Origin of the sequence: Gluconobacter sp. NFX36 (assembly GCF_049887835.1) — a bacterium.
GTDB lineage: Bacteria > Pseudomonadota > Alphaproteobacteria > Acetobacterales > Acetobacteraceae > Gluconobacter > Gluconobacter japonicus_A.
Genome location: NZ_JAGEKJ010000003.1, coordinates 1 through 18,148, shown reverse-complemented (window position 1 = coordinate 18,148; position 18,148 = coordinate 1). Strand labels below are relative to the sequence as shown.

Sequence of the window (18,148 nt, the reverse complement as noted above, 5' to 3'; positions counted from 1 at the left end):
AAGGGGATTTAGGTCTGTTCCATCGCAGGGATAAGGCCTGAAAGCTCCATGGTTTTGCGGGAGGCATGAATGCTTTCCGTGACGCGGATCGCGGCATCCAGCGCCCGGATGCCAGCCTGTGCGTCTACGAGCACCGGAGTGCCTTCGAGGCATGAGGTTGCAAAAGCCTGATGTTCGACGGTCAGATTATCATGATCGTTCCAGCTGATGGCTTCTCGCCGGAACCCTCCGGTGCCTGGAAGCGGCAGGCCACGTTCGCGCCCGATAAAGCTCAGTTTGCGTTCCATGAAGTCTGCAGACAGGTATCCGTCTTGTGAGAAAAGTCTCATACGACGTTCTGTTTTCAAGGAAATCCGGCTTGCGGTAATCGTGGCGACGCAACCGTTTTCGAAGCGGACACGTGCATTCGCAATATCTTCATGCTCGCTCGAAACCGCGGCACCGATAGCGTCAATGGCAGCGATGGGGCTGTCTACAATCGCCAGAACGAGATCGAGGTCGTGGATCATCAGGTCCAGAATGACTGAGACGTCTGTGCCGCGTGGTTTGAAGGGCGCTATGCGGGTCGCTTCGATGTAAAGCGGTTTTGTGATCCGTTCTGTAATGGCTTTGTGTTCTGCGGAATATCGGAGAAGGTGTCCGACCTGAAGGACCTTCCCGGTTTGTTCAGCAAGTGTCGCCAGCTTGTATGCTTCATCCAGTGTTGCTGCGATCGGTTTTTCCACCAGAACATGACGATCAGCTTCAAGCGCCTTGCTGGCGAGTTTGAAGTGATACTCGGCTGGGGCTGCGATGATGACGGCTTCGACGTCCGCCAGGAGTGCTTCGTACGTGGGGGCAACCCCGCATTTTGCTTCACGGGCAACCAATGCCGCCCTGGCTGGGTCAGGGTCGAAGAGCGCCACTAGATGTTCAGCCGGATTTGCCGCTGACTTGAGAGCGTGAAACCGCCCGAAATGACCGGCACCGACGATGCCGACCCGAAGCTGTCGCCGAGTGTTCATGCGTGACAGGATTACCAGCCCGCCGCGCCTTCGCAAAGGCGTCAGGCTCAGAATAGGCTCGTAATGTTGGTGAAAGGTTGCATCGGCATTGCGGAAGCGGCATGGTCCCGCGCAAGAAACTCGAACCGTCCAAACCCGCCGAGGACATCTCGACCCGTTATGATGTATTACAGCCGGCTCAGACTGCTGGGTGTCGCAGGCGTTTGCCTGATCGGCCTCCTGCTGTGTCTGCCCAATTTCATGCGTGCCCCCACGCCGTCCCTGCCCTGGCGGCAGATCCATCTTGGCCTTGATCTTCGAGGTGGGTCATACCTGCTTCTTCAGCTTGATCTGAAGTCTCTTGAGCATGATCGTTTGCAGTCCCTGCAGGATCACGCGCGTCAGACCCTTCTGGATAAATCTCTCGGTTACCGGGATTTTCAGAAGGACGATCAGACGGCCAGTCTCAGCTTTGCGCCGCGTTCAGATGATGAGCGTGCTGCAGCGTTGAAGACCATGCAGGATCTTCCGGTTGTTGTGCCGGATGAGTTCCATGTCACAGAAGCGGATGGTCGCATTGTCCTGACGCTTCAGCATGACGCCATGCTGGCCCGTGCTCGCGATGCTGTGGCTCAGTCCATTGAGATCGTGCGTCGTCGTATTGATGCGACGGGTGCGATTGATCCGAGCATTGCCCGTGAAGGCGATGATCGGATTGTCGTGGAACTGCCGGGCGTGAGCGATCCGGAGCGGATCAAGACCCTTCTGGGAACGACTGCCCGTCTGACATTCCGTCTGCTGGCGCCCAATCCCAGCGTCGCAAGCCCCGGCTCAGCGATGCTTGAGGATATCAGCACGCACTCTCAAGTTGCTGTTCAGGATCATGTTGATGTTGATGGAACAGACCTGACGAACGCTGGTGCCGTCATTGATCAGCAGAGCGGTGGTTGGGCTGTGACGTTCCAGCTTAACAGTGCTGGCGCGACCGCTTTTGCGAACACTACCCGCGCGAATGTTGGCAAACGCTTTGCGATTGTTCTGGACAACAAGGTTATTGAGGCTCCGAATATTATCAACCCGATCACGGCTGGAAGCGGCCAGATTACGGGTGGATTTGATGCTCACAGTGCGTCTGATCTTGCTCTTCTGCTGCGTGCTGGTGCCCTTCCCGCTCCGCTCGCCGTCATTGAACAGCGGACGATTGGCCCGAGCCTTGGTGCAGCCTCTATCCATGCCGGTATCATCAGCCTGGGTGTGGGCTTCCTGCTGGTTGTTGTGTTCATGGTGCTCTTCTACGGACGCTTTGGTCTGTATGCTGATATCGCCCTGTTTGCGAACCTGATCCTGATGGTGGCGATCCTCTCGCTGTTCCAGGCAACGCTGACGCTACCGGGTATGGCGGGTATGCTTCTGACATTGGGTATGGCGGTTGATGCCAACATCCTGATCAACGAGCGTATCCGTGAGGAAGTGAAGCGTGGTCGTGGGCCGTTGCAAGCTCTTCAGGCCGGGTTCGAACGCGCGACCAGCACGATCGTGGATAGTAACGCCACGGCGTTTCTGGCCCACGTCATGCTGTTCGTGTTCGGTACGGGGCCGGTGCGAAACTTCGCTCTGACCATCACGATCGGTATCGTGACGACCCTCTTTACGACCCTGCTGCTGTCACGCTTCCTTGTCGTGCGGTGGTATGCCCTTGCCCGTCCCAAAGAACTGCCGGTCTGAACGTCATGCTGTCACGTCCCCTTCTCCGCTTTGTCCGTGACGATCGGCGCATCAATTTCATGCGCGGCCGTCACATGGGGCTTATCGTTTCGGCGGTTCTCTCCATTGCGTCTGTTATTCTGTTCTTTCAGCCGGGTTTGAAGCTTGGTCTGGATTTCCGGGGTGGCATCATTGTCGAAGCTCAGACGCCTGGTGCGGCTGATTTTGGCAAACTGCGCTCTGCTCTGGAAAAGGCAGGTATCCATCCGGATGCGGTTCAGGCTTTCGGGTCCCCGCGTGATGTGCGTATCTCGATCAATGCGCCTGAAGGTGCTGACCGGGAGGCTCAGACGCAGAAGCTTGTAGATGGCGTCAAGACTGCCATCTCCGCTGCTGAGCCTGGAACGAAGGTTTTGCGGGCGGATGCCGTTGGCGCTTCCGTGTCTTCCGAACTGTTCCGGGATGGCCTGCTGGCGCTTGGTTTCAGTCTTGCGATGATCCTGGCATACATCTGGATCCGCTTTGAGCGTGAGTTCGCTATTAGCGCGGTTATCACGCTCATCCTTGATCTGACGAAGACGGTGGGTTTTCTGGCCATCACACGCTTCGAATTTGATCTGGTAATGGTGGCAGCGCTGCTGACGATCCTTGGTTATTCAACCAATGACAAGGTGGTGGTTTATGATCGCATCCGCGAAAATCTGCGCAAATATCGCACGATGCCGCTGCGGGAGCTTCTGGATCTTTCCATCAATGAGACGCTGAATCGTACGCTTGGAACGTCCATGACAGTGTTTCTGGCGGCTCTGCCTCTGGCGCTGTTTGGTGGCAGTACTCTGACGGGTTTTGCGACTGTCATGCTGTTCGGTATCGTGGTTGGAACGTCTTCTTCCATCTTCATCGCAGCGCCACTCCTGCTGCTGATGGGGGAGAAGCGTCTGCGTAAGGGGGGCTCTACTCCCGAAGCGGAATGAGTTTTTTCCAGAATTTTGAAACAAAAAAACCGGCTCCATAAGGGCCGGTTTTTTTTGGGGTTGTGATGTCTGGCTCTTTAACTCGAAAAGCTGGTCAGAAGTGCTGCGATTGCAGCGTCTGCTTTCCGGTTTTCCGAAGACGTTTGAAGGCGCATCGCATTCAGAACGGCCTTTTGGGCCTCATGATCCAGAGAAATCAGCTTTGGAACATTCTGGGCGGTAATCCGTCCCCCCATCAATGCTCCACGCGCCATGCCGTGAGCCACGAGATAGGCATATAAGCGGGCGTTTGGGGGTGGTGGCACGCCTTCCATCGGGTGTGCCGCGCATCCTGCAAGCAGGCCTGTCATCAGAACAAAAATGCTCATTCTTTGAATGAAGGTCGTTCCGGGAAAGGCCTGCCGAGACATCAGGACGCCTTGCTGGCGAGGATGTCGCGAATTTCCGTCAGAAGGACTTCTTCCTTTGTGGGTGCTGGCGGAGCTGCTGGAGCAGCTTCTTCTTTACGGTGCAGCTTGCCGATGAGGCGCACGACCCAGAAGATGAAGAACGCAACGATCAGGAACTGGATAACAGCATTCAGGAATACGCCGATATTGACGGTGACAGCACCAGCCTTCTGGGCTTCTTCAAGGGTGTCCTTAACCGGTCCTTTGAGGGTGATGAATAGGTTGGAAAAGTCAACACCGCCGGTCAAAAGGCCGATGAATGGTGTCAGAACGTCCTTGACGGCGCTGTTCACAATGGTTGTGAACGCTGCACCGATGATCACGCCGACGGCGAGATCCAGAACATTGCCGCGCATGATGAATTTCTGGAAATCGCTGACCCAGCCCGGAGTGTGCAGGGCGTGTTTCGTTTCGCTCATAAAAAACCTTTCTTGGGGGAGCCGCAGAGACGCGGTTGCAGGCCTGAAAAGTTATGCCTGCATCAACCCAGAAATAAACGGACTCAGGCGATCCCGTAAAGTCTGCTTTCATCCTGTAGGACTTTCCGTTATACGCGCCTCATGATTCGCTCCGGTCGGTATCGGAGCTTTCTTTCTGGAGTAGAGAATTCATGAAATCCGGCATCCATCCCGACTACCACGAAATCACCGTCATCATGACCGATGGCACCGAATACAAGACCCGCTCCTGCTACGGCGAGCCGGGTGCCACCCTGCGTCTGGACGTTGACCCGAAGTCCCATCCGGCATGGACGGGTGTGCAGCGTATGCTCGATACCGGAGGCCAGGTTGCCAAGTTCAACAAGCGCTTCGCTGGTATCGGTACCCGCAAGTAAGCTTGTCTGCCTCCATGCGCGCCTCTTGAAGCGTCGCAGGACAGGTACCATCTGGAATATCGGTCATGACGCCTTTCGGGTCGTGACCGATAGACCAATCGCGGTTCGCCTCTTTTGGGAACTGCACCAGATGAACCCTGCCTTAAGGAGGTTTCCATGTCTTATGACTTTACGCCGTTGTTTCGCAGCGCAATCGGCTTTGATCGTCTGGCCCGCATGGCCGGAAATGCTGCCAATGCTCAGGCTATGCCGAGCTACCCCCCTTACAACATCGAAAAAACGGCAGAGACGGATTACGCGTTGACCATGGCGCTTGCCGGGTTCGGTCCGGAAGATGTTGAGGTGCTTCAGGAAGACAACACGCTTGTCATTCGCGGGCGAGTGCCTGAGAGCAACCGTGAACGCGAGTGGCTGCATCGCGGCATTGCGACGCGCGCATTCGAGCGCCGGTTTGTGTTAGCGGATCATACCGAGATTGATGAAGCTGAATTGCGTAATGGATTGCTGACGATTGTTGTTCGGCAGGTTGTGCCGGAAACTGCAAGGCCACGTCGTATCCCCATTGTTACTGCGGCATCGTCCCAGACGGTCTCACGTGAAGCTCAGCATTGTCACATTGAGGCACATCAGGCAGCATGATGACGGGAGGCAGGGCTGCTTTTTGTGCAGTCCTGCCGTTTCGACCTTGACCGGAGGCTGGATGGTGCCCCATATCGTTTCCATTATCGCCGCGCATCCAGCAGGTGCCGCGATTATATCCCGAGTGGGCTTTCAGTTCTCCTCTCCGGGTACGCCAATCGGTGCCTGCGCTTTCGCGGGCCCCTGAAGCGCCCCACAAGGAACGCACTGACATGACCCTGCCTTTGATGCCCAAGGCCACGGCCGTCTGGCTGATCGAAAAAACCGGCCTGACATTTACACAGATTGCTGAGTTCTGCGGCATGCATCCGCTTGAAGTGCAGGCGATTGCTGATGGCGAAGTTGCTGCCGGCATCAATGGCTACGATCCGGTCAAGAATCATCAGCTTTCCGAAGCTGAAATCAAACGCTGTGAAGCCAACCCTGACGCCAAGCTCAAGATTCTGTCTTCCGGAAGCCCGGTCAAGCGCCGTGCCAAGGGGGCCCGCTATACGCCGGTTGCGAGACGTAACGATCGGCCGGACGCGATTGCATTTATCCTTCGTCAGTTCCCGCAACTCACGGAAGCCCAGATCGTCAAGCTGCTTGGCACGACGAAGGACACCATTATCAAGGTGCGTGATCGCCAGCATTGGAACAGTGCCAACATCAAGCCCCGCGATCCGGTTATTCTTGGGTTGTGCACGCAGATGGATCTCAATGCAGCTGTGTCGGCGGCTAATGACCGTCTTGCGCGTGAGGGACATACCCTGCCAGTTGTCAGCGCGTTTGACGCCCACGAAGACGAAGCTCTCTAAGTCAGACGATGGGGATGCAGTGCCGGATGGGGCTGCATCCTTTTTTATTGGCATGGGCTGGAAACAACCTCTGCCTTTTTGCCTGTGATATGGAGACATGATGGTGGACGGAACGACTTCAGTTCTCCATCATGCCCAGACAGAGTTCCGGGACTGACAGCGATGATGACTGACAATAATGCCATGCTCAGACGCCTCCACGAACTGCGGAGCGAGCATCGCGATCTTGATACGGTCATTGAGCGTCTGGTGGACCATCCCCTCAACCAGCTCCAGCTTCAGCGTCTCAAAAAACGCAAGTTGCAGCTTAAAGACGAGATTTCCTGGATCGAGACCCGTCTGATTCCGGATAACATTGCCTGATGAGCCAGATTCTTTCTTCCAGCGAGACCCTTCAAGCCGAGAGCGCCGTGCGCGTTGGCGTCATCATGGGAAGCCAGTCTGACTGGGAAACCATGCGGCATGCCTGCGATATTCTGGATGAACTCGGTATCGCCCATGAACGTCGGATTGTCTCCGCGCATCGCACGCCTGACCGCCTTGCCGACTATGCCCGGACGGCCCGGAGCCGTGGGTTGCATGTGGTTATTGCGGGCGCTGGCGGCGCTGCCCATCTGCCGGGTATGTGTGCGGCGTGGACGTCTTTGCCTGTTCTGGGGGTTCCTGTTGAAAGCCACGCCCTGAAGGGACAGGACAGTCTTTTGTCCATCGTTCAGATGCCGGGTGGTGTGCCTGTGGGAACACTGGCTATCGGTAAGGCAGGCGCGAAAAATGCTGGCCTTCTGGCTGCCTCCATTCTGTCTCTCTCTGATCCTGAACTTGCGGCGCGGCTTGACGCATGGCGCGGCACGCAGACGGCTGCGGTTGCGGACGTACCAGTCGAATGACAGTGCAGACGAACGCCGTATTTGAGCCGGGGAGCACGGTCGGGATTATTGGCGGAGGGCAACTTGGCCGCATGTCAGCCATGGCTGCGGCCAAGCTGGGCTATCGCGTTCATATTCTGAACCCTGCTCCGACGAGTCCTGCAATCGAAGTTTCGGCTTCTGCGACGATTGGCTCGTATGATGATCCAGCGGCTCTCGAAGAATTTGCATCCCGTTGTGATGTCATCACATTTGAATTCGAGAATATTAGCGCCGAAGGATTATCGCTTCTGGCGAAGCATCGGCCTGTTCGCCCTGCAGGCGAAATCCTCCGTGTGAGTCAGGATCGTATTCTGGAAAAGACGCGTCTGGCCAAAGCGGGGATTACACTTGCTCCCTGGAAGGCTGTGTCTGGCCCGGAGGACCTGAAGGCTCTGGAAGAACTCGGTTTTCCTCTCCTTCTGAAGACCACGCGTTTTGGGTATGATGGCAAGGGGCAGTTCCGCGTTGAGAGTGCGGAAGCGCTTTCTGCACTGACAGATCTTCCCTACCCACTCGTTGCCGAGAAGATGATTGATTTCCAGCGTGAGCTGAGTGTCATGGTCGTGCGTGGTATTGACGGGACTGTCCGGTGTTTTGATACGGTCGAAAACCGTCATCGGGACGGTATTCTGGATGTCACTCTCGCCCCGGCCCGGATCATGCCTGATGTGGCTGAGGAAGCTCAGGCGATCGCGATGAAAATTGCGGTGGAACTGGACCTTGTCGGCATCATGGGGGTGGAGTTGTTCCATGGAGCCGATGGTCAGCTTCTGGTGAATGAAATTGCTCCTCGCCCGCATAATTCAGGGCACTGGACGATGGATGCGTGTTTGATCGACCAGTTTGAGATGCACATCCGCGCTGTGACCGGGTTACCCCTACCGCCTGCACGGCGTCATTCCGATGCCGTCATGCACAATCTTGTTGGTCCGGAAGATATGGCGCGCGTGGCGGGTATTCTGGCAACGGATGGTGCATCGCTTCATCTGTATGGAAAACGTGACGCCCGCCCGGGCCGGAAGATGGGGCACGTTAATACGATTTTTCCTCGTGGTGCCCTGCCGGGTGAACTGGCGCTGGAAGGTCTGCTGCCTCCGCGTGGCTGAGGCGGTTCATGTTTTAAATTAGAGCAGGCCTGTACGCTGAAAGCTGGTGTGGCGGCCATTTCCGATGATGAGATGGTCCGTAAGTTGAATGCCCACCACTTCCAGCGCAGCTTGAACCTGCTGGGTCATCTGGATATCGGCCTGTGAGGGCGTTGGATCGCCGCTAGGGTGGTTATGCACCAGAACGAGAGAGGTTGCTTCTACCTCTATAGCGCGTCTGGCCACTTCTCTTGGATAAACGGGAGTATGGTTGACGGTTCCGCGGGCCTGAGCCTCATCTGCAATGAGGCCTTGCTGCTCGTTGAGGAAAAGAATGCGGAATTGCTCAATATTTTCACGGGCAAGCCGGGCTGTCAGATAGTCGAGCAGCTTCTGCTCACTATCGAGCAAATCGGCCTTTGGTAACCGTTCCCGGTTATACCGGAGCGCTGCTTCCTGCAGGACGCGGATCATGGGAACCATATGAGTGCCCATGTCCCTGATGCCCGCGAGTTCCCGATTGCTGGCGGAAAGCAGGGCCGCCACTGAACCAAAGCGTTCCAGAAGTGCTGGAACGAGAGGGTCCACTTTTTCTTTACGGCCCGTAAAAATCTGAACGATCAGGCGTAGCAGAGTGTCATCGTCCAGGTGTCGTCCCCGTCCGCTCAGAAGGGCAACAGGAGGCGGAATATGCTCGTTGTTTGTCGGCTGTGGGTTGATGGAGAATGGTACGGTTTGGAAAAGGATTTTTCCTGAGTATTCAGCAAACCCATCATCAGAGGCCGGAGCATTAGTCATTTGTTTTTCTGGCACTGTAAGGCGAAGAAGATCAAGGTAGCACCGGCCCTCAAAAAAGCTTAAAAAATCGGTAGATTTTTCGAGGGCTGTTTTTCCTTTGGAAAACAGCTATCTAACAGGAAGAGTGTTCCCCGCACACGCGGGGATGAAACTTACAGGAGGCATTCCTGTCTGAGGCTGCTGAGAGTTGCTGTTTTGGTGCTGATAAGGACATCATGCAGAACAATGGAGAGTGGCCTGAGAGCGTTTTCCAGTGTTCGTGCGGCTGTTGAGAGGGCTGGTGCTTTCAGGGCGGGCTGGACGTGTACGCCGATGATGGCTGTAGCGTGCAGAGCCAGGGCGCGAATGGCGATGGCGCGGTTCAGGAAGGTAATATCTTCCTCTGGCGGAGCGGCTTCATCCGCGAGGAGCCGGTTTCGGTTATCCAGATAGAGAACGCGAAGCTGTCCGGCGACTGCGCTTTTCAGTGCTGTTTCAAGGTACTCTGTCAGTTGGGGCCAGTTTCCCAGAATGGGGCGTTCACGGTGTTCCGCTGAAGCGAGGCGTTCTGCGGCGACTGATGGCAGACGAAGGGCTCGGATGGTATCGTCGTTCAGGCCGGTATTTCGCAGATCCCGCGTTGGCGCACGGAAGACGTTGATGAGACTTCCGAAGTGGCTGATGAGGCCCTTGGCGAGAGGTTTCGTGTCCTTGCGTGGGATCCCCAGAAACAGCAGCATTTCCAGAAGTTCGTAATCCGCAAGGGTTTCGGCACCGTTGGTTTCCACGCGGGTTCGCATCCGGGCGCGATGTCCCTGCGGCCCAGTACCGCGTGTCAGGTCAATCCGGGAAGATGATGTGTTGGCCATAGGAGCATCACACTCTATATCGGGAGTGTGCCGCAAGACCCTCTCATCCCCACCCCCGACTATCTCTCCCGCCTGAACCCGGAACAGAGACGTGCCATCGAGACAACCGAAGGCCCTCTTCTGATCCTTGCCGGTGCAGGAACGGGAAAGACCCGCGTTCTGACGACGCGGTTTGCTCATCTGCTTCTGACTGGCCGTGCCTATCCGAGCCAGATCCTGGCCGTGACCTTTACCAACAAGGCGGCGCGGGAAATGCGCGAGCGTGTTGGGGCGATCCTTGGCGAGCCGGCCGAAGGGCTATGGCTCGGCACGTTCCATGCCATCTGCGCGCGGATGTTGCGGCGGCATGCGGAATATGTAGGCCTGACGAGCGGGTTCAATATTCTGGATACCGACGATCAGCTTCGTTTGTTTAAGCAGATCATGGAGCCGTTTCGGCTGGATACGAAGCGTTGGCCGCCGAACCAGCTCATGGGGATTATCCAGCGCTGGAAAGACCGTGGGCTGACGCCGGATCGCGTGACGCCTGCTGAAGATACCGATTTTGCCAATGGGCACGCGCTGGCGATCTATCGGGCCTATCAGGTGCGGCTGCGGGAACTGAATACCTGCGATTTTGGCGATTTGATGCTGCACATGGTGGAGATCCTGCGGTCCCAGCCGAACGTGCTGGCGCAGTACCACCGCATCTTCCGCTATATTCTTGTGGATGAGTATCAGGATACCAACACGATCCAGTATCTCTGGCTGCGTCTGCTGGCGAAGCGCGAGCAGGGTCCGTCCAATATTGCCTGCGTGGGGGATGACGATCAGTCGATCTATTCCTGGCGTGGGGCTGAGGTTGAGAACATTCTGCGGTTCGAGCAGGATTTTCCGGGTGCAGCGGTCGTAAGGCTGGAGCAGAACTATCGTTCAACGGCGCAGATCCTGGCGGCTGCTGCGGGGTTGATCGCGCATAATGAAGGCCGCCTGGGCAAGACGCTTCGTCCCGGGCGCGAGGATGCGCAGGGCGAGAAGGTGCAGATTATCGGTGTTCGGGATTCCGATGAGGAAGCCCGGATTGTCGGCGGAGCGATTGAGCGTCTCCATGCCGATGGGCACCCCTTGTCCGAAATGGCTATTCTGATGCGGGCCGGTTTTCAGACGCGGCCCTTCGAAGAGCGCCTGATGATGATCGGTGTCCCCTATCGGATTGTTGGCGGTCTGCGGTTTTATGAGCGTGCGGAAATCCGGGACTGTCTGGCGTATATGCGGGTTCTGTCGCAGCCTTCTGATGATCTTGCGTTCGAGCGCATCATCAATGTTCCCAAGCGTGGTGTGGGGGCTGTCGCGGTCCAGAAACTGCATGGTCTGGCGCGCACCCTGCCCGGCCCGTTGACGGCTGCTGTTCTGACGCAGATTGAACAGGGCGCGCTCAAGGGAAAGTCCAAGGAGGCTCTGACCAGTCTGATGGAAGCGTTCCAGCGTGCGAAAGCGACGCTGGAGACGGAAGGTCAGGTTGTGGCGGTCGAGCAGCTTCTTGAGGATAGCGGTTATTTGCAGATGTGGCGCGATGACCGGTCTGTGGAAGCACCGGGGCGTCTCGATAATATCCGTGAGCTTTTGCGGGCGATCGGTGAGTTTGCGACGCTTGAGGGCTTTCTGGAACATGTGGCGCTTGTCATGGATACGGAAAGCGAGACGACTGACGACAAGGTCCGTCTCATGACGTTGCATGGCTCCAAGGGGCTGGAGTTCGATACGGTGTTTCTGCCCGGTTGGGAGGAAGGTGTTTTCCCGTCTCAGCGGTCCCTGGATGAAGGCGGGAACCGGGCGCTCGAAGAAGAACGGCGTCTGGCCTATGTCGGGCTGACGCGGGCGAGGCTTCGGGCCATCGTTGTTCACGCGGCCAGTCGGCGGATTTACGCGAACTGGCAGGCTTCGATGCCAAGTCGGTTCATCGAAGAAATTCCGTCCGAATACGTTCAGACAAGTGGGCAGTCTCTTGAAAGCCGGAGGCAGGCTGCAGCAGCGCCTTCCATGTTTGCGTCCGGGCCTTTTACGAGTACCCGTCCTTCCGGGATGTCTCAGGTCCCTCGCCCCCGCGTCACGGATGTGCAGCCGCAGGCGAATGTTCCGGTTGGAGCGACGGTTTTTCATCAGAAGTTTGGCGAGGGCACCGTGATTGCGGTGGATGGCAGCCGGCTTGAAATCAACTTTGAAAATGGCGGCATCAAGCGCGTCATGGCAAATTTCGTGGAGATCAGATCGTGATGGCACCCCGCAGCATTGGCCGACGCCATGCCAGTGCGCTTGAAACCCTGTCCATTACGGTGGAGGAGGAATACGTTCCTCTCTTCGAGCAGGTGCTGATGTGCGTCTGTGAGACCGTTGGTATTTTCGAGGCTGATGACGAGCAGAAATACTGGCGCCTCGAAGGGGTTAAGGATATTGGCTACAAGGAAGACGAGCTTGAAAACGCGCTTTCTGTTGCCCGTCTTCTGACAGGCTGTGATGCTGAACTTGTTCGGGAAGCAACCGAGGCAGAGGGCTGGCTTGCGCGGACGTATGAGTCCTTTCCGCAGCAGAATGTCGGCAAGCGTTTTGCCATTCGCGGCACGCATCTGCATGGTGCCCCGGACCAGTCCCGCCTGACCATCACGCTGGATGCAGGTATCGCGTTTGGTTCGGGTGAGCATGGCTCGACGCGGGGTTGTCTGCGCGCTCTGGAAATGGTGGCCTACCGCAAGCCTCGGCACATTCTGGATATGGGGTGTGGGTCGGGCATTTTGGCTATGGCGGCAGCCAAGCTGCTGCATCGTCCCGTCCTGGCCGTTGATATCGAGCCATGGTCTGTTCGGACGGCGAAGACCAATGCCCGGTTGAATGGCCAGGGTAATTTGCTGGATTGCCGCTTTGGTAATGGCTGGAATACCAATCAGGTGCGGGTCAAGGCACCGTATGATCTGGTGTTTGCTAATATTCTGGCGCGTCCGCTTTGCCGGATGGCACAGTCTCTGGCGCTGAATCTGGCTCCGAACGGCACCGCTATTCTGGCGGGTCTGCTCTACACACAGGCCAATATGGTTCTGGCGGCACATCGCCGTCAGGGGCTCGTTCTTGAGCGGCTCTTGCGTGAAGGTGACTGGGCGACGTTGATCCTGCGTAAGCGAGGCTGACAATAGTGTTCGTGATCCGAGACGTTCAGGATGAGGACCTGCCTGCAATTCTGCAGATCACGAATCATGCGATTGCCCACACGGATGCTTTGTGGATCAGCACACCATTCACGCTGGAGCAGCGTCAGAAATGGGTTTCGGATCGTCTGGCTCAGGGGTTTCCGGTGTTCGTGGCTGTGAGCGAAAACGGAGACGTTTGCGGATATGCTTCCTATGGGGCTTTTCGCGCTTTTGAGGGCTACGCCAAGACGATCGAACACTCAGTGTATGTGGATGTCGAGCATCAGGGGCGAGGTCTCGGGCGCATGTTATTGGCCCGATTGATCGATCATGCCAGACAGGCCGGTTTTCATGTCATGGTGGCCGGTATTACGGCTGGTAATGAGGCTTCGGTTGCCCTTCATCGCCAGTTTGGTTTTCAGAACAGCGGTATTTTACCTCAGGTGGGGCGAAAAGGTGGGCGCTGGCTCGACCTTCTCTTCATGACGCTCTGCCTTGAGGCAGTATTCGAACCGGAAAAGGATTTTCCATGACCGTTTCTTCCATTCCCCTGAATGAGCGCCCTGCCCTTGTTCGCAAGGCTTGTGAGGCTCTGGGAGTTTCAGGTTTCATTATTCCTCGTGGAGATGAATATCTCGGGGAATATGTGGCTCCCTGCTCTGATCGTCTTGCCTGGCTGACGGGCTTTACGGGAAGTGCGGGTCTTGCGGTTCTTTTGCTGGACGCAGCGGCTGTGTTTTCCGATGGTCGTTATACGGTTCAGATGGAAGAGCAGGTTCCGCATGAGCTATGGGAGCGGCGACATGTGACGCTGGAACCGGCTTCGGATTGGCTGACGGAGAAGGCAGCCGGTTTGCGGGTTGGCTACGATCCGAAGCTGGTCAGTCGTTCCATGCTTGCTGCATGGGCTGCGCCGGGCGTTGAACTGGTTCCATTGGCGGTTAATCCGATTGATCAGGCCTGGATGGATCGGCCTTCTGCTCCGGCGAGCACTATTGTTGAGCAACCACTGACGTTTGCAGGGGAAAGCAGTACGAGCAAACGGGAGCGTCTTGCTGCATTCCTGATGCGTTCGAGTCAGGATGCCGTTGTGCTCGCGGATTGTACCTCTATTGCGTGGTTGCTGAACATCCGTGGGAATGATGTGCCCCTCACCCCTGTAGCGCACGGCTATGGTATTCTTCATGCTGATGGCAGGGCAGAACTGTTTGCAGATCCTGCTCGCCTTGAGAGCGGTCTGGTTGATGTTCTAGGTGCAGATGTCGCCGTCTGTACGCCGGATCTGCTTGAAGAGCGTTTGGGTACGCTGGCGGGCAAGGTTGTTCGGCTTGATCCGGTGACGACGCCGGTGTGGTTTGAAACGACCCTGAAAGCTGTTGGTGCCAAGGTTGTGGATGGTAATGATCCGTGCACCTTGCCCAAGGCCGTCAAGAACAGTGTGGAGCAGGAAGGATCACGCCGGGCGCATAAGCTGGACGGGATTGCGATGGCGAGGTTCCTGCACTCGCTGTCTAGCTCAGCAGCCGGTCAACGTGAGACGGATCTGGTCGACCGTTTGAACGGTTTTCGTGCCCAGTCTTCCGATTATCGAGAGCAGAGCTTCGACGCGATTTCCGCGGCGGGACCGAATGGCGCGTACCCACATTATCGTGCGGAAGTCGGCAAAGACCGGGTTTTGGCGCCCAATAATGTGTATCTGATTGATAGCGGTGGTCAGTATCCCTTCGGGACGACGGATATTACCCGCACGCTATGGATCGGGCCTGATGCCGCTCCGCAGAGCATCAAAGAGAATTTCACACGTGTTCTGAAGGGCAATATTGCGCTTTCCCGTGTGCGCTTCCCGCCCGGTACAACGGGGCATCGTCTGGACACTCTGGCGCGTGCTGCGCTGTGGGAAATCGGGCTGGATTACGATCACGGGACGGGTCATGGAATTGGCAGTTATCTGTCAGTTCATGAAGGGCCGCAGAACATTTCCCCTGCCCCTCGCCCAACGGCTCTGGAAGCGGGTATGATCGTTTCCAATGAACCGGGGTATTACGAGCCGGGGGCTTATGGCATCCGTATTGAAAATCTGATGCTCGTAAAGCCATCGGCTTATCAGAGCGCCAAGGGGATTTTCCTCGAATTCGAGATCCTGAGCTATACCCCGATTGATCGTGAATTAATCGATGTGACGTTGTTGGATGATGCTGAACTGACGTGGCTGAACGCCTATCATGCTGAAGTTCTGACGCGTGTCGGGCCGGATGTTGAAGCGGATGTTTTGGCTTGGCTTGAAGATGCCTGTGCGCCTGTTCTGAGAAATAACGCCTGATCTGGTAAGCGTTTTTTCATATTTGCCGGTCATATAGAGCATTATGACCGGCAAAACGCTTCTTCTGCTCTTCTGTATTGTTCTGGGCTTGCCGAAATTGGGGCATGCTAATGACTGGGATGTGGCGGGCGCTGTTTGTCACGAGGCGGTTGGTGATGCCGAGCGAAATACAGCTATTCCGTCTGGATTGTTAAACGCTATCAGTCGTGTGGAAAGTGGTCGCCGCGATCCGCTGTCGGGTCAGGTCGTAGCATGGCCTTGGACGGTCAATGCCGCAGGACGGGGATATTTTTACGGTTCAAAAGCAGAAGCTGTTGCCGCAGTAGAAGAGTTTCGGCGGGCAGGAATCGTTTCGATTGATGTAGGGTGTATGCAGATCAATCTGCATCATCATCCGGACGCGTTTGCTTCGCTTGAAGAGGCATTCGACCCGTTCAGAAATGCTCGTTATGGAGCCCTGTTTTTAAGAAATCTTTTCAGTCAGCTTCACGGTTGGCCTGCTGCTACTGCGGCCTATCATTCACTGACTCCCTCTTTAGGGGCTGAATACGAACAGCATGTGATGGCGATATGGAATGGAAAGCCTGATACCTATCGACCCCCTGACTTCCTGCCTCAGGTTGTCATGACAGGCGCAGGCCTCAGGGTCATTATGCCGGAATCGACATGGCATTCGCCCAGCCAGAGCCAATATTCATATCCTCGTCCGATCTCGGCTCCGCAGAGAATTCAGGGGGGGAGAGGTGGCTCGTGTCGTTTATGCGCCCCCATCTCGTGTCATCAGGCGACCTGAAAACTCCGGAAGTAATGTGCCTGGCGCAGGTCGTGGCCGGGACCTGATGTCTTACAGGGCCGCGCCTGTCCGGTTAGCCTGGCGCCAGAATTAGAAAAACCGATGTCAGTTATTGGGGGCCGTCCATCGGTTCTGCTTATAGCCTGAATACGGCCCAGGTGTATCCCCCTGGCGCCAGTGCGTTCGGTCTGTCCGATCATGGTGGTGATGGTCGACGCAGGCTGTCAAAGATAGGGCAAGCAGTACGGGCCCCAAGAGCAGATGGAACCTCATGATGTTTCTCCGTTAAAGGCCGGCCGGATATAAGCAGGCCGACGATAACGTCTCATCTGGTTCAATGTTGCGGAGGAAAACCTGTCAAAAGATGATAGAGGTAGAGCATCAGGCGATATAGCCCTTTCAACAGCTCCCAAAGATCACGAAAGATCTCAAACGGATCGAAATTTCCACTGAAAGACAGCTCGGATTATCCTTTGAAAGATGTGTTTCTTGGTAGTGTTTCGGATCGTGAGATTGGTTCCGCTACACTGATTTGTTTAAATTTACTTCGGTGCGTGATCTCACATCGCGGCCCCTATCCTCGCTATAAGCAGGCTGGCATGCCTCATCAAGACATTCCGTGTGACGCCTAGTTTCAATAAGGCTTCGCTTTGTTTGTTTCTAAAAGCGGTAAGTTTGGTTTTTTGCCTAAAAGAGTAACCTTCTGCTCTTAAATTTAGGCTGTACGATATTCTTTGGTTGACAGATGTTTATCTTTGGTGAGCGCAATTTTTCTTGATAAGAAATATAATCCTAAAATTACAATAAACAATAACTACTTTTGTTGTGATTTTGGTTTAGAAAAATATTTTATAAAAAGATAATTAAATGTTTCATAATCGTAGATCTTTTATTAAATACCTTACGGTGGGATCTTCTCTCGGTATACTGGGAGCTTGCACAGTCACGAGTTCTGGTAATGTAATGACCGTGAGGTTGAACGTTGCAAAAATAAAAGCTTATGGAGATGCAGGCCTTAACGCTGTAACAACAATCCTGTCCATCGGCGCGGTCTCTTCAGTGATTGGTTCCTCATCTGTAGCGGCAATCGAAACTGCCAGAGTAGCGTTGCAAAATGCTTTGACTGAATTTTCAAATTCAGCGGGATCGAATGTCACAATTACTTATGACAGTACGTCTTTCAAGAGCCAGATTGATTCTATTCTGGAAGGTTTACAGAATGTTGCGGCGTTGCTTGGGAGTGCTTTGTCTCGGGCATCATCTATGACTTCTGGCTCGATCTTGGTGAACGCTAGCACGACTGTATCTGCCTTAAAAACGGTTTTGTCTGTTTTTGAAGGTGTGCTTGGCATTGTATCCGTATCTGCTCCGCTTATGACGGAGGAGCAGGCCTTCCGAATTTTGCATGTTTCCCTATGAGTGCTCGTGTTCATCTCTATTATTTTGCGAGGAAGTTTGGGGAACTGATCTGCAGGCGGCTGGCATTCAGCGCAAGAGATGCAATCGTTCCGTAAGGTGGAGGGATCGAAGAACTGTTTGTTGATGCGCTTGTCTGATGATTTTAGTTTTTTGGCGCTTTGATTGAGGGTTTCCGGGGTGACTTTCGCTCTGCGTTTTGAGCAGATCACGGTCCATCGCCGGTGGGAGGACTACGCGCTCGCGTTCAATCTTTCGAGGAAGAGGAAGCGGCGCATATTATAGACGATATTGGCCAGGCCGATCCTCATGGCGGCCCGGGTGATACCGACAGTTCGGACGAACAGACCCATTTGCGATTTCTGATCGGCAAAGACATGCTCGACACGAGATCGGACCACCGACTTTCCAGCATTCGATTTCTGGATATGCCGGGGCATA

The 18,148-nt window shown here is 55.4% G+C and carries 19 protein-coding genes and 1 pseudogene; 14 read left to right on the top strand and 6 right to left on the bottom strand.

Annotated features, from left to right (window positions below; translation table 11 throughout):
- Positions 1-8: 8 nt before the first annotated feature.
- Positions 9-1,004, bottom strand: coding sequence for a Gfo/Idh/MocA family protein (locus tag J4P41_RS03615; protein WP_426066146.1), 996 nt, complete (start codon positions 1,002-1,004; stop codon positions 9-11).
- A 162-nt stretch (positions 1,005-1,166) separates the two neighbouring features.
- Here J4P41_RS03615 and secD point away from each other — a divergent pair, with 162 nt between their 5' ends.
- Entirely contained in the window at positions 1,167-2,708 is a 1,542-nt protein-coding gene (gene secD / locus J4P41_RS03610; protein ID WP_426066290.1) for a protein translocase subunit SecD, read from the top strand.
- 5 nt (positions 2,709-2,713) lie between these two features.
- Positions 2,714-3,661: a protein translocase subunit SecF gene (secF, locus tag J4P41_RS03605; protein ID WP_426066145.1), complete on the top strand. Its 948-nt coding sequence runs from the start codon at positions 2,714-2,716 to the stop codon at positions 3,659-3,661.
- A gap of 77 nt (positions 3,662-3,738) precedes the next feature.
- On the opposite strand, the gene J4P41_RS03600 is transcribed toward secF, so the two are convergent.
- Positions 3,739-4,011: a hypothetical protein gene (locus tag J4P41_RS03600; protein WP_426066144.1), complete on the bottom strand. Its 273-nt coding sequence runs from the start codon at positions 4,009-4,011 to the stop codon at positions 3,739-3,741.
- A gap of 59 nt (positions 4,012-4,070) precedes the next feature.
- Positions 4,071-4,529 (bottom strand): large-conductance mechanosensitive channel protein MscL, encoded by a 459-nt coding sequence (gene mscL, locus J4P41_RS03595; protein WP_023942477.1) that lies wholly within the window; start codon positions 4,527-4,529, stop codon positions 4,071-4,073.
- 191 nt (positions 4,530-4,720) lie between these two features.
- On the opposite strand from mscL, the gene rpmE reads away from it, so the two are divergent.
- The 6 genes from rpmE to J4P41_RS03565 all read left to right on the top strand — a co-directional run bounded on the left by rpmE (position 4,721) and on the right by J4P41_RS03565 (position 8,395).
- Positions 4,721-4,945, top strand: coding sequence for a 50S ribosomal protein L31 (gene rpmE / locus J4P41_RS03590; RefSeq protein ID WP_007281980.1), 225 nt, complete (start codon positions 4,721-4,723; stop codon positions 4,943-4,945).
- A 156-nt stretch (positions 4,946-5,101) separates the two neighbouring features.
- Entirely contained in the window at positions 5,102-5,584 is a 483-nt protein-coding gene (locus tag J4P41_RS03585; RefSeq protein WP_426066143.1) for an Hsp20 family protein, read from the top strand.
- A 212-nt stretch (positions 5,585-5,796) separates the two neighbouring features.
- Positions 5,797-6,381: a DUF1013 domain-containing protein gene (locus J4P41_RS03580; RefSeq protein WP_010501648.1), complete on the top strand. Its 585-nt coding sequence runs from the start codon at positions 5,797-5,799 to the stop codon at positions 6,379-6,381.
- A gap of 162 nt (positions 6,382-6,543) precedes the next feature.
- Entirely contained in the window at positions 6,544-6,744 is a 201-nt protein-coding gene (locus tag J4P41_RS03575) for a YdcH family protein (RefSeq protein WP_007281975.1), read from the top strand.
- The gene (gene purE, locus J4P41_RS03570; protein WP_010501649.1) at positions 6,744-7,268 is read left to right on the top strand and encodes a 5-(carboxyamino)imidazole ribonucleotide mutase; all 525 of its coding nucleotides are present in this window, start codon (positions 6,744-6,746) and stop codon (positions 7,266-7,268) included. The genes J4P41_RS03575 and purE overlap by 1 nt, the downstream gene beginning before the upstream one ends.
- Positions 7,265-8,395, top strand: a complete 1,131-nt coding sequence (locus J4P41_RS03565; protein WP_426066142.1) for a 5-(carboxyamino)imidazole ribonucleotide synthase — start codon at positions 7,265-7,267, stop codon at positions 8,393-8,395. Before purE ends, J4P41_RS03565 begins: the two co-directional genes overlap by 4 nt.
- A gap of 18 nt (positions 8,396-8,413) precedes the next feature.
- On the opposite strand, the gene radC is transcribed toward J4P41_RS03565, so the two are convergent.
- Both radC and J4P41_RS03555 read right to left on the bottom strand, forming a co-directional pair.
- The gene (radC, locus tag J4P41_RS03560; RefSeq protein ID WP_426066141.1) at positions 8,414-9,172 is read right to left on the bottom strand and encodes a RadC family protein; all 759 of its coding nucleotides are present in this window, start codon (positions 9,170-9,172) and stop codon (positions 8,414-8,416) included.
- 152 nt (positions 9,173-9,324) lie between these two features.
- A complete protein-coding gene (locus J4P41_RS03555; protein ID WP_426066140.1) occupies positions 9,325-10,020 on the bottom strand; it encodes a JAB domain-containing protein in 696 nt (231 codons plus the stop codon).
- 27 nt (positions 10,021-10,047) lie between these two features.
- On the opposite strand from J4P41_RS03555, the gene J4P41_RS03550 reads away from it, so the two are divergent.
- The 6 genes from J4P41_RS03550 to J4P41_RS03525 all read left to right on the top strand — a co-directional run bounded on the left by J4P41_RS03550 (position 10,048) and on the right by J4P41_RS03525 (position 17,710).
- Positions 10,048-12,273: an ATP-dependent helicase gene (locus J4P41_RS03550; RefSeq protein WP_426066139.1), complete on the top strand. Its 2,226-nt coding sequence runs from the start codon at positions 10,048-10,050 to the stop codon at positions 12,271-12,273.
- Entirely contained in the window at positions 12,273-13,178 is a 906-nt protein-coding gene (locus J4P41_RS03545) for a 50S ribosomal protein L11 methyltransferase (protein WP_426066289.1), read from the top strand. Before J4P41_RS03550 ends, J4P41_RS03545 begins: the two co-directional genes overlap by 1 nt.
- Positions 13,179-13,180: 2 nt before the next feature.
- Entirely contained in the window at positions 13,181-13,711 is a 531-nt protein-coding gene (locus J4P41_RS03540; protein ID WP_426066288.1) for a GNAT family N-acetyltransferase, read from the top strand.
- Entirely contained in the window at positions 13,708-15,498 is a 1,791-nt protein-coding gene (locus J4P41_RS03535; protein ID WP_426066138.1) for a M24 family metallopeptidase, read from the top strand. Before J4P41_RS03540 ends, J4P41_RS03535 begins: the two co-directional genes overlap by 4 nt.
- 43 nt (positions 15,499-15,541) lie before the next feature.
- A complete protein-coding gene (locus J4P41_RS03530; RefSeq protein WP_426066137.1) occupies positions 15,542-16,291 on the top strand; it encodes a transglycosylase SLT domain-containing protein in 750 nt (249 codons plus the stop codon).
- Between the two features lie 969 nt (positions 16,292-17,260).
- The gene (locus tag J4P41_RS03525; protein WP_426066136.1) at positions 17,261-17,710 is read left to right on the top strand and encodes a hypothetical protein; all 450 of its coding nucleotides are present in this window, start codon (positions 17,261-17,263) and stop codon (positions 17,708-17,710) included.
- 230 nt (positions 17,711-17,940) lie between these two features.
- Here the strand turns inward: J4P41_RS03525 and J4P41_RS03520 are convergent.
- Positions 17,941-18,148 (bottom strand): annotated as a pseudogene (locus J4P41_RS03520) (IS5/IS1182 family transposase); the annotation flags it as partial.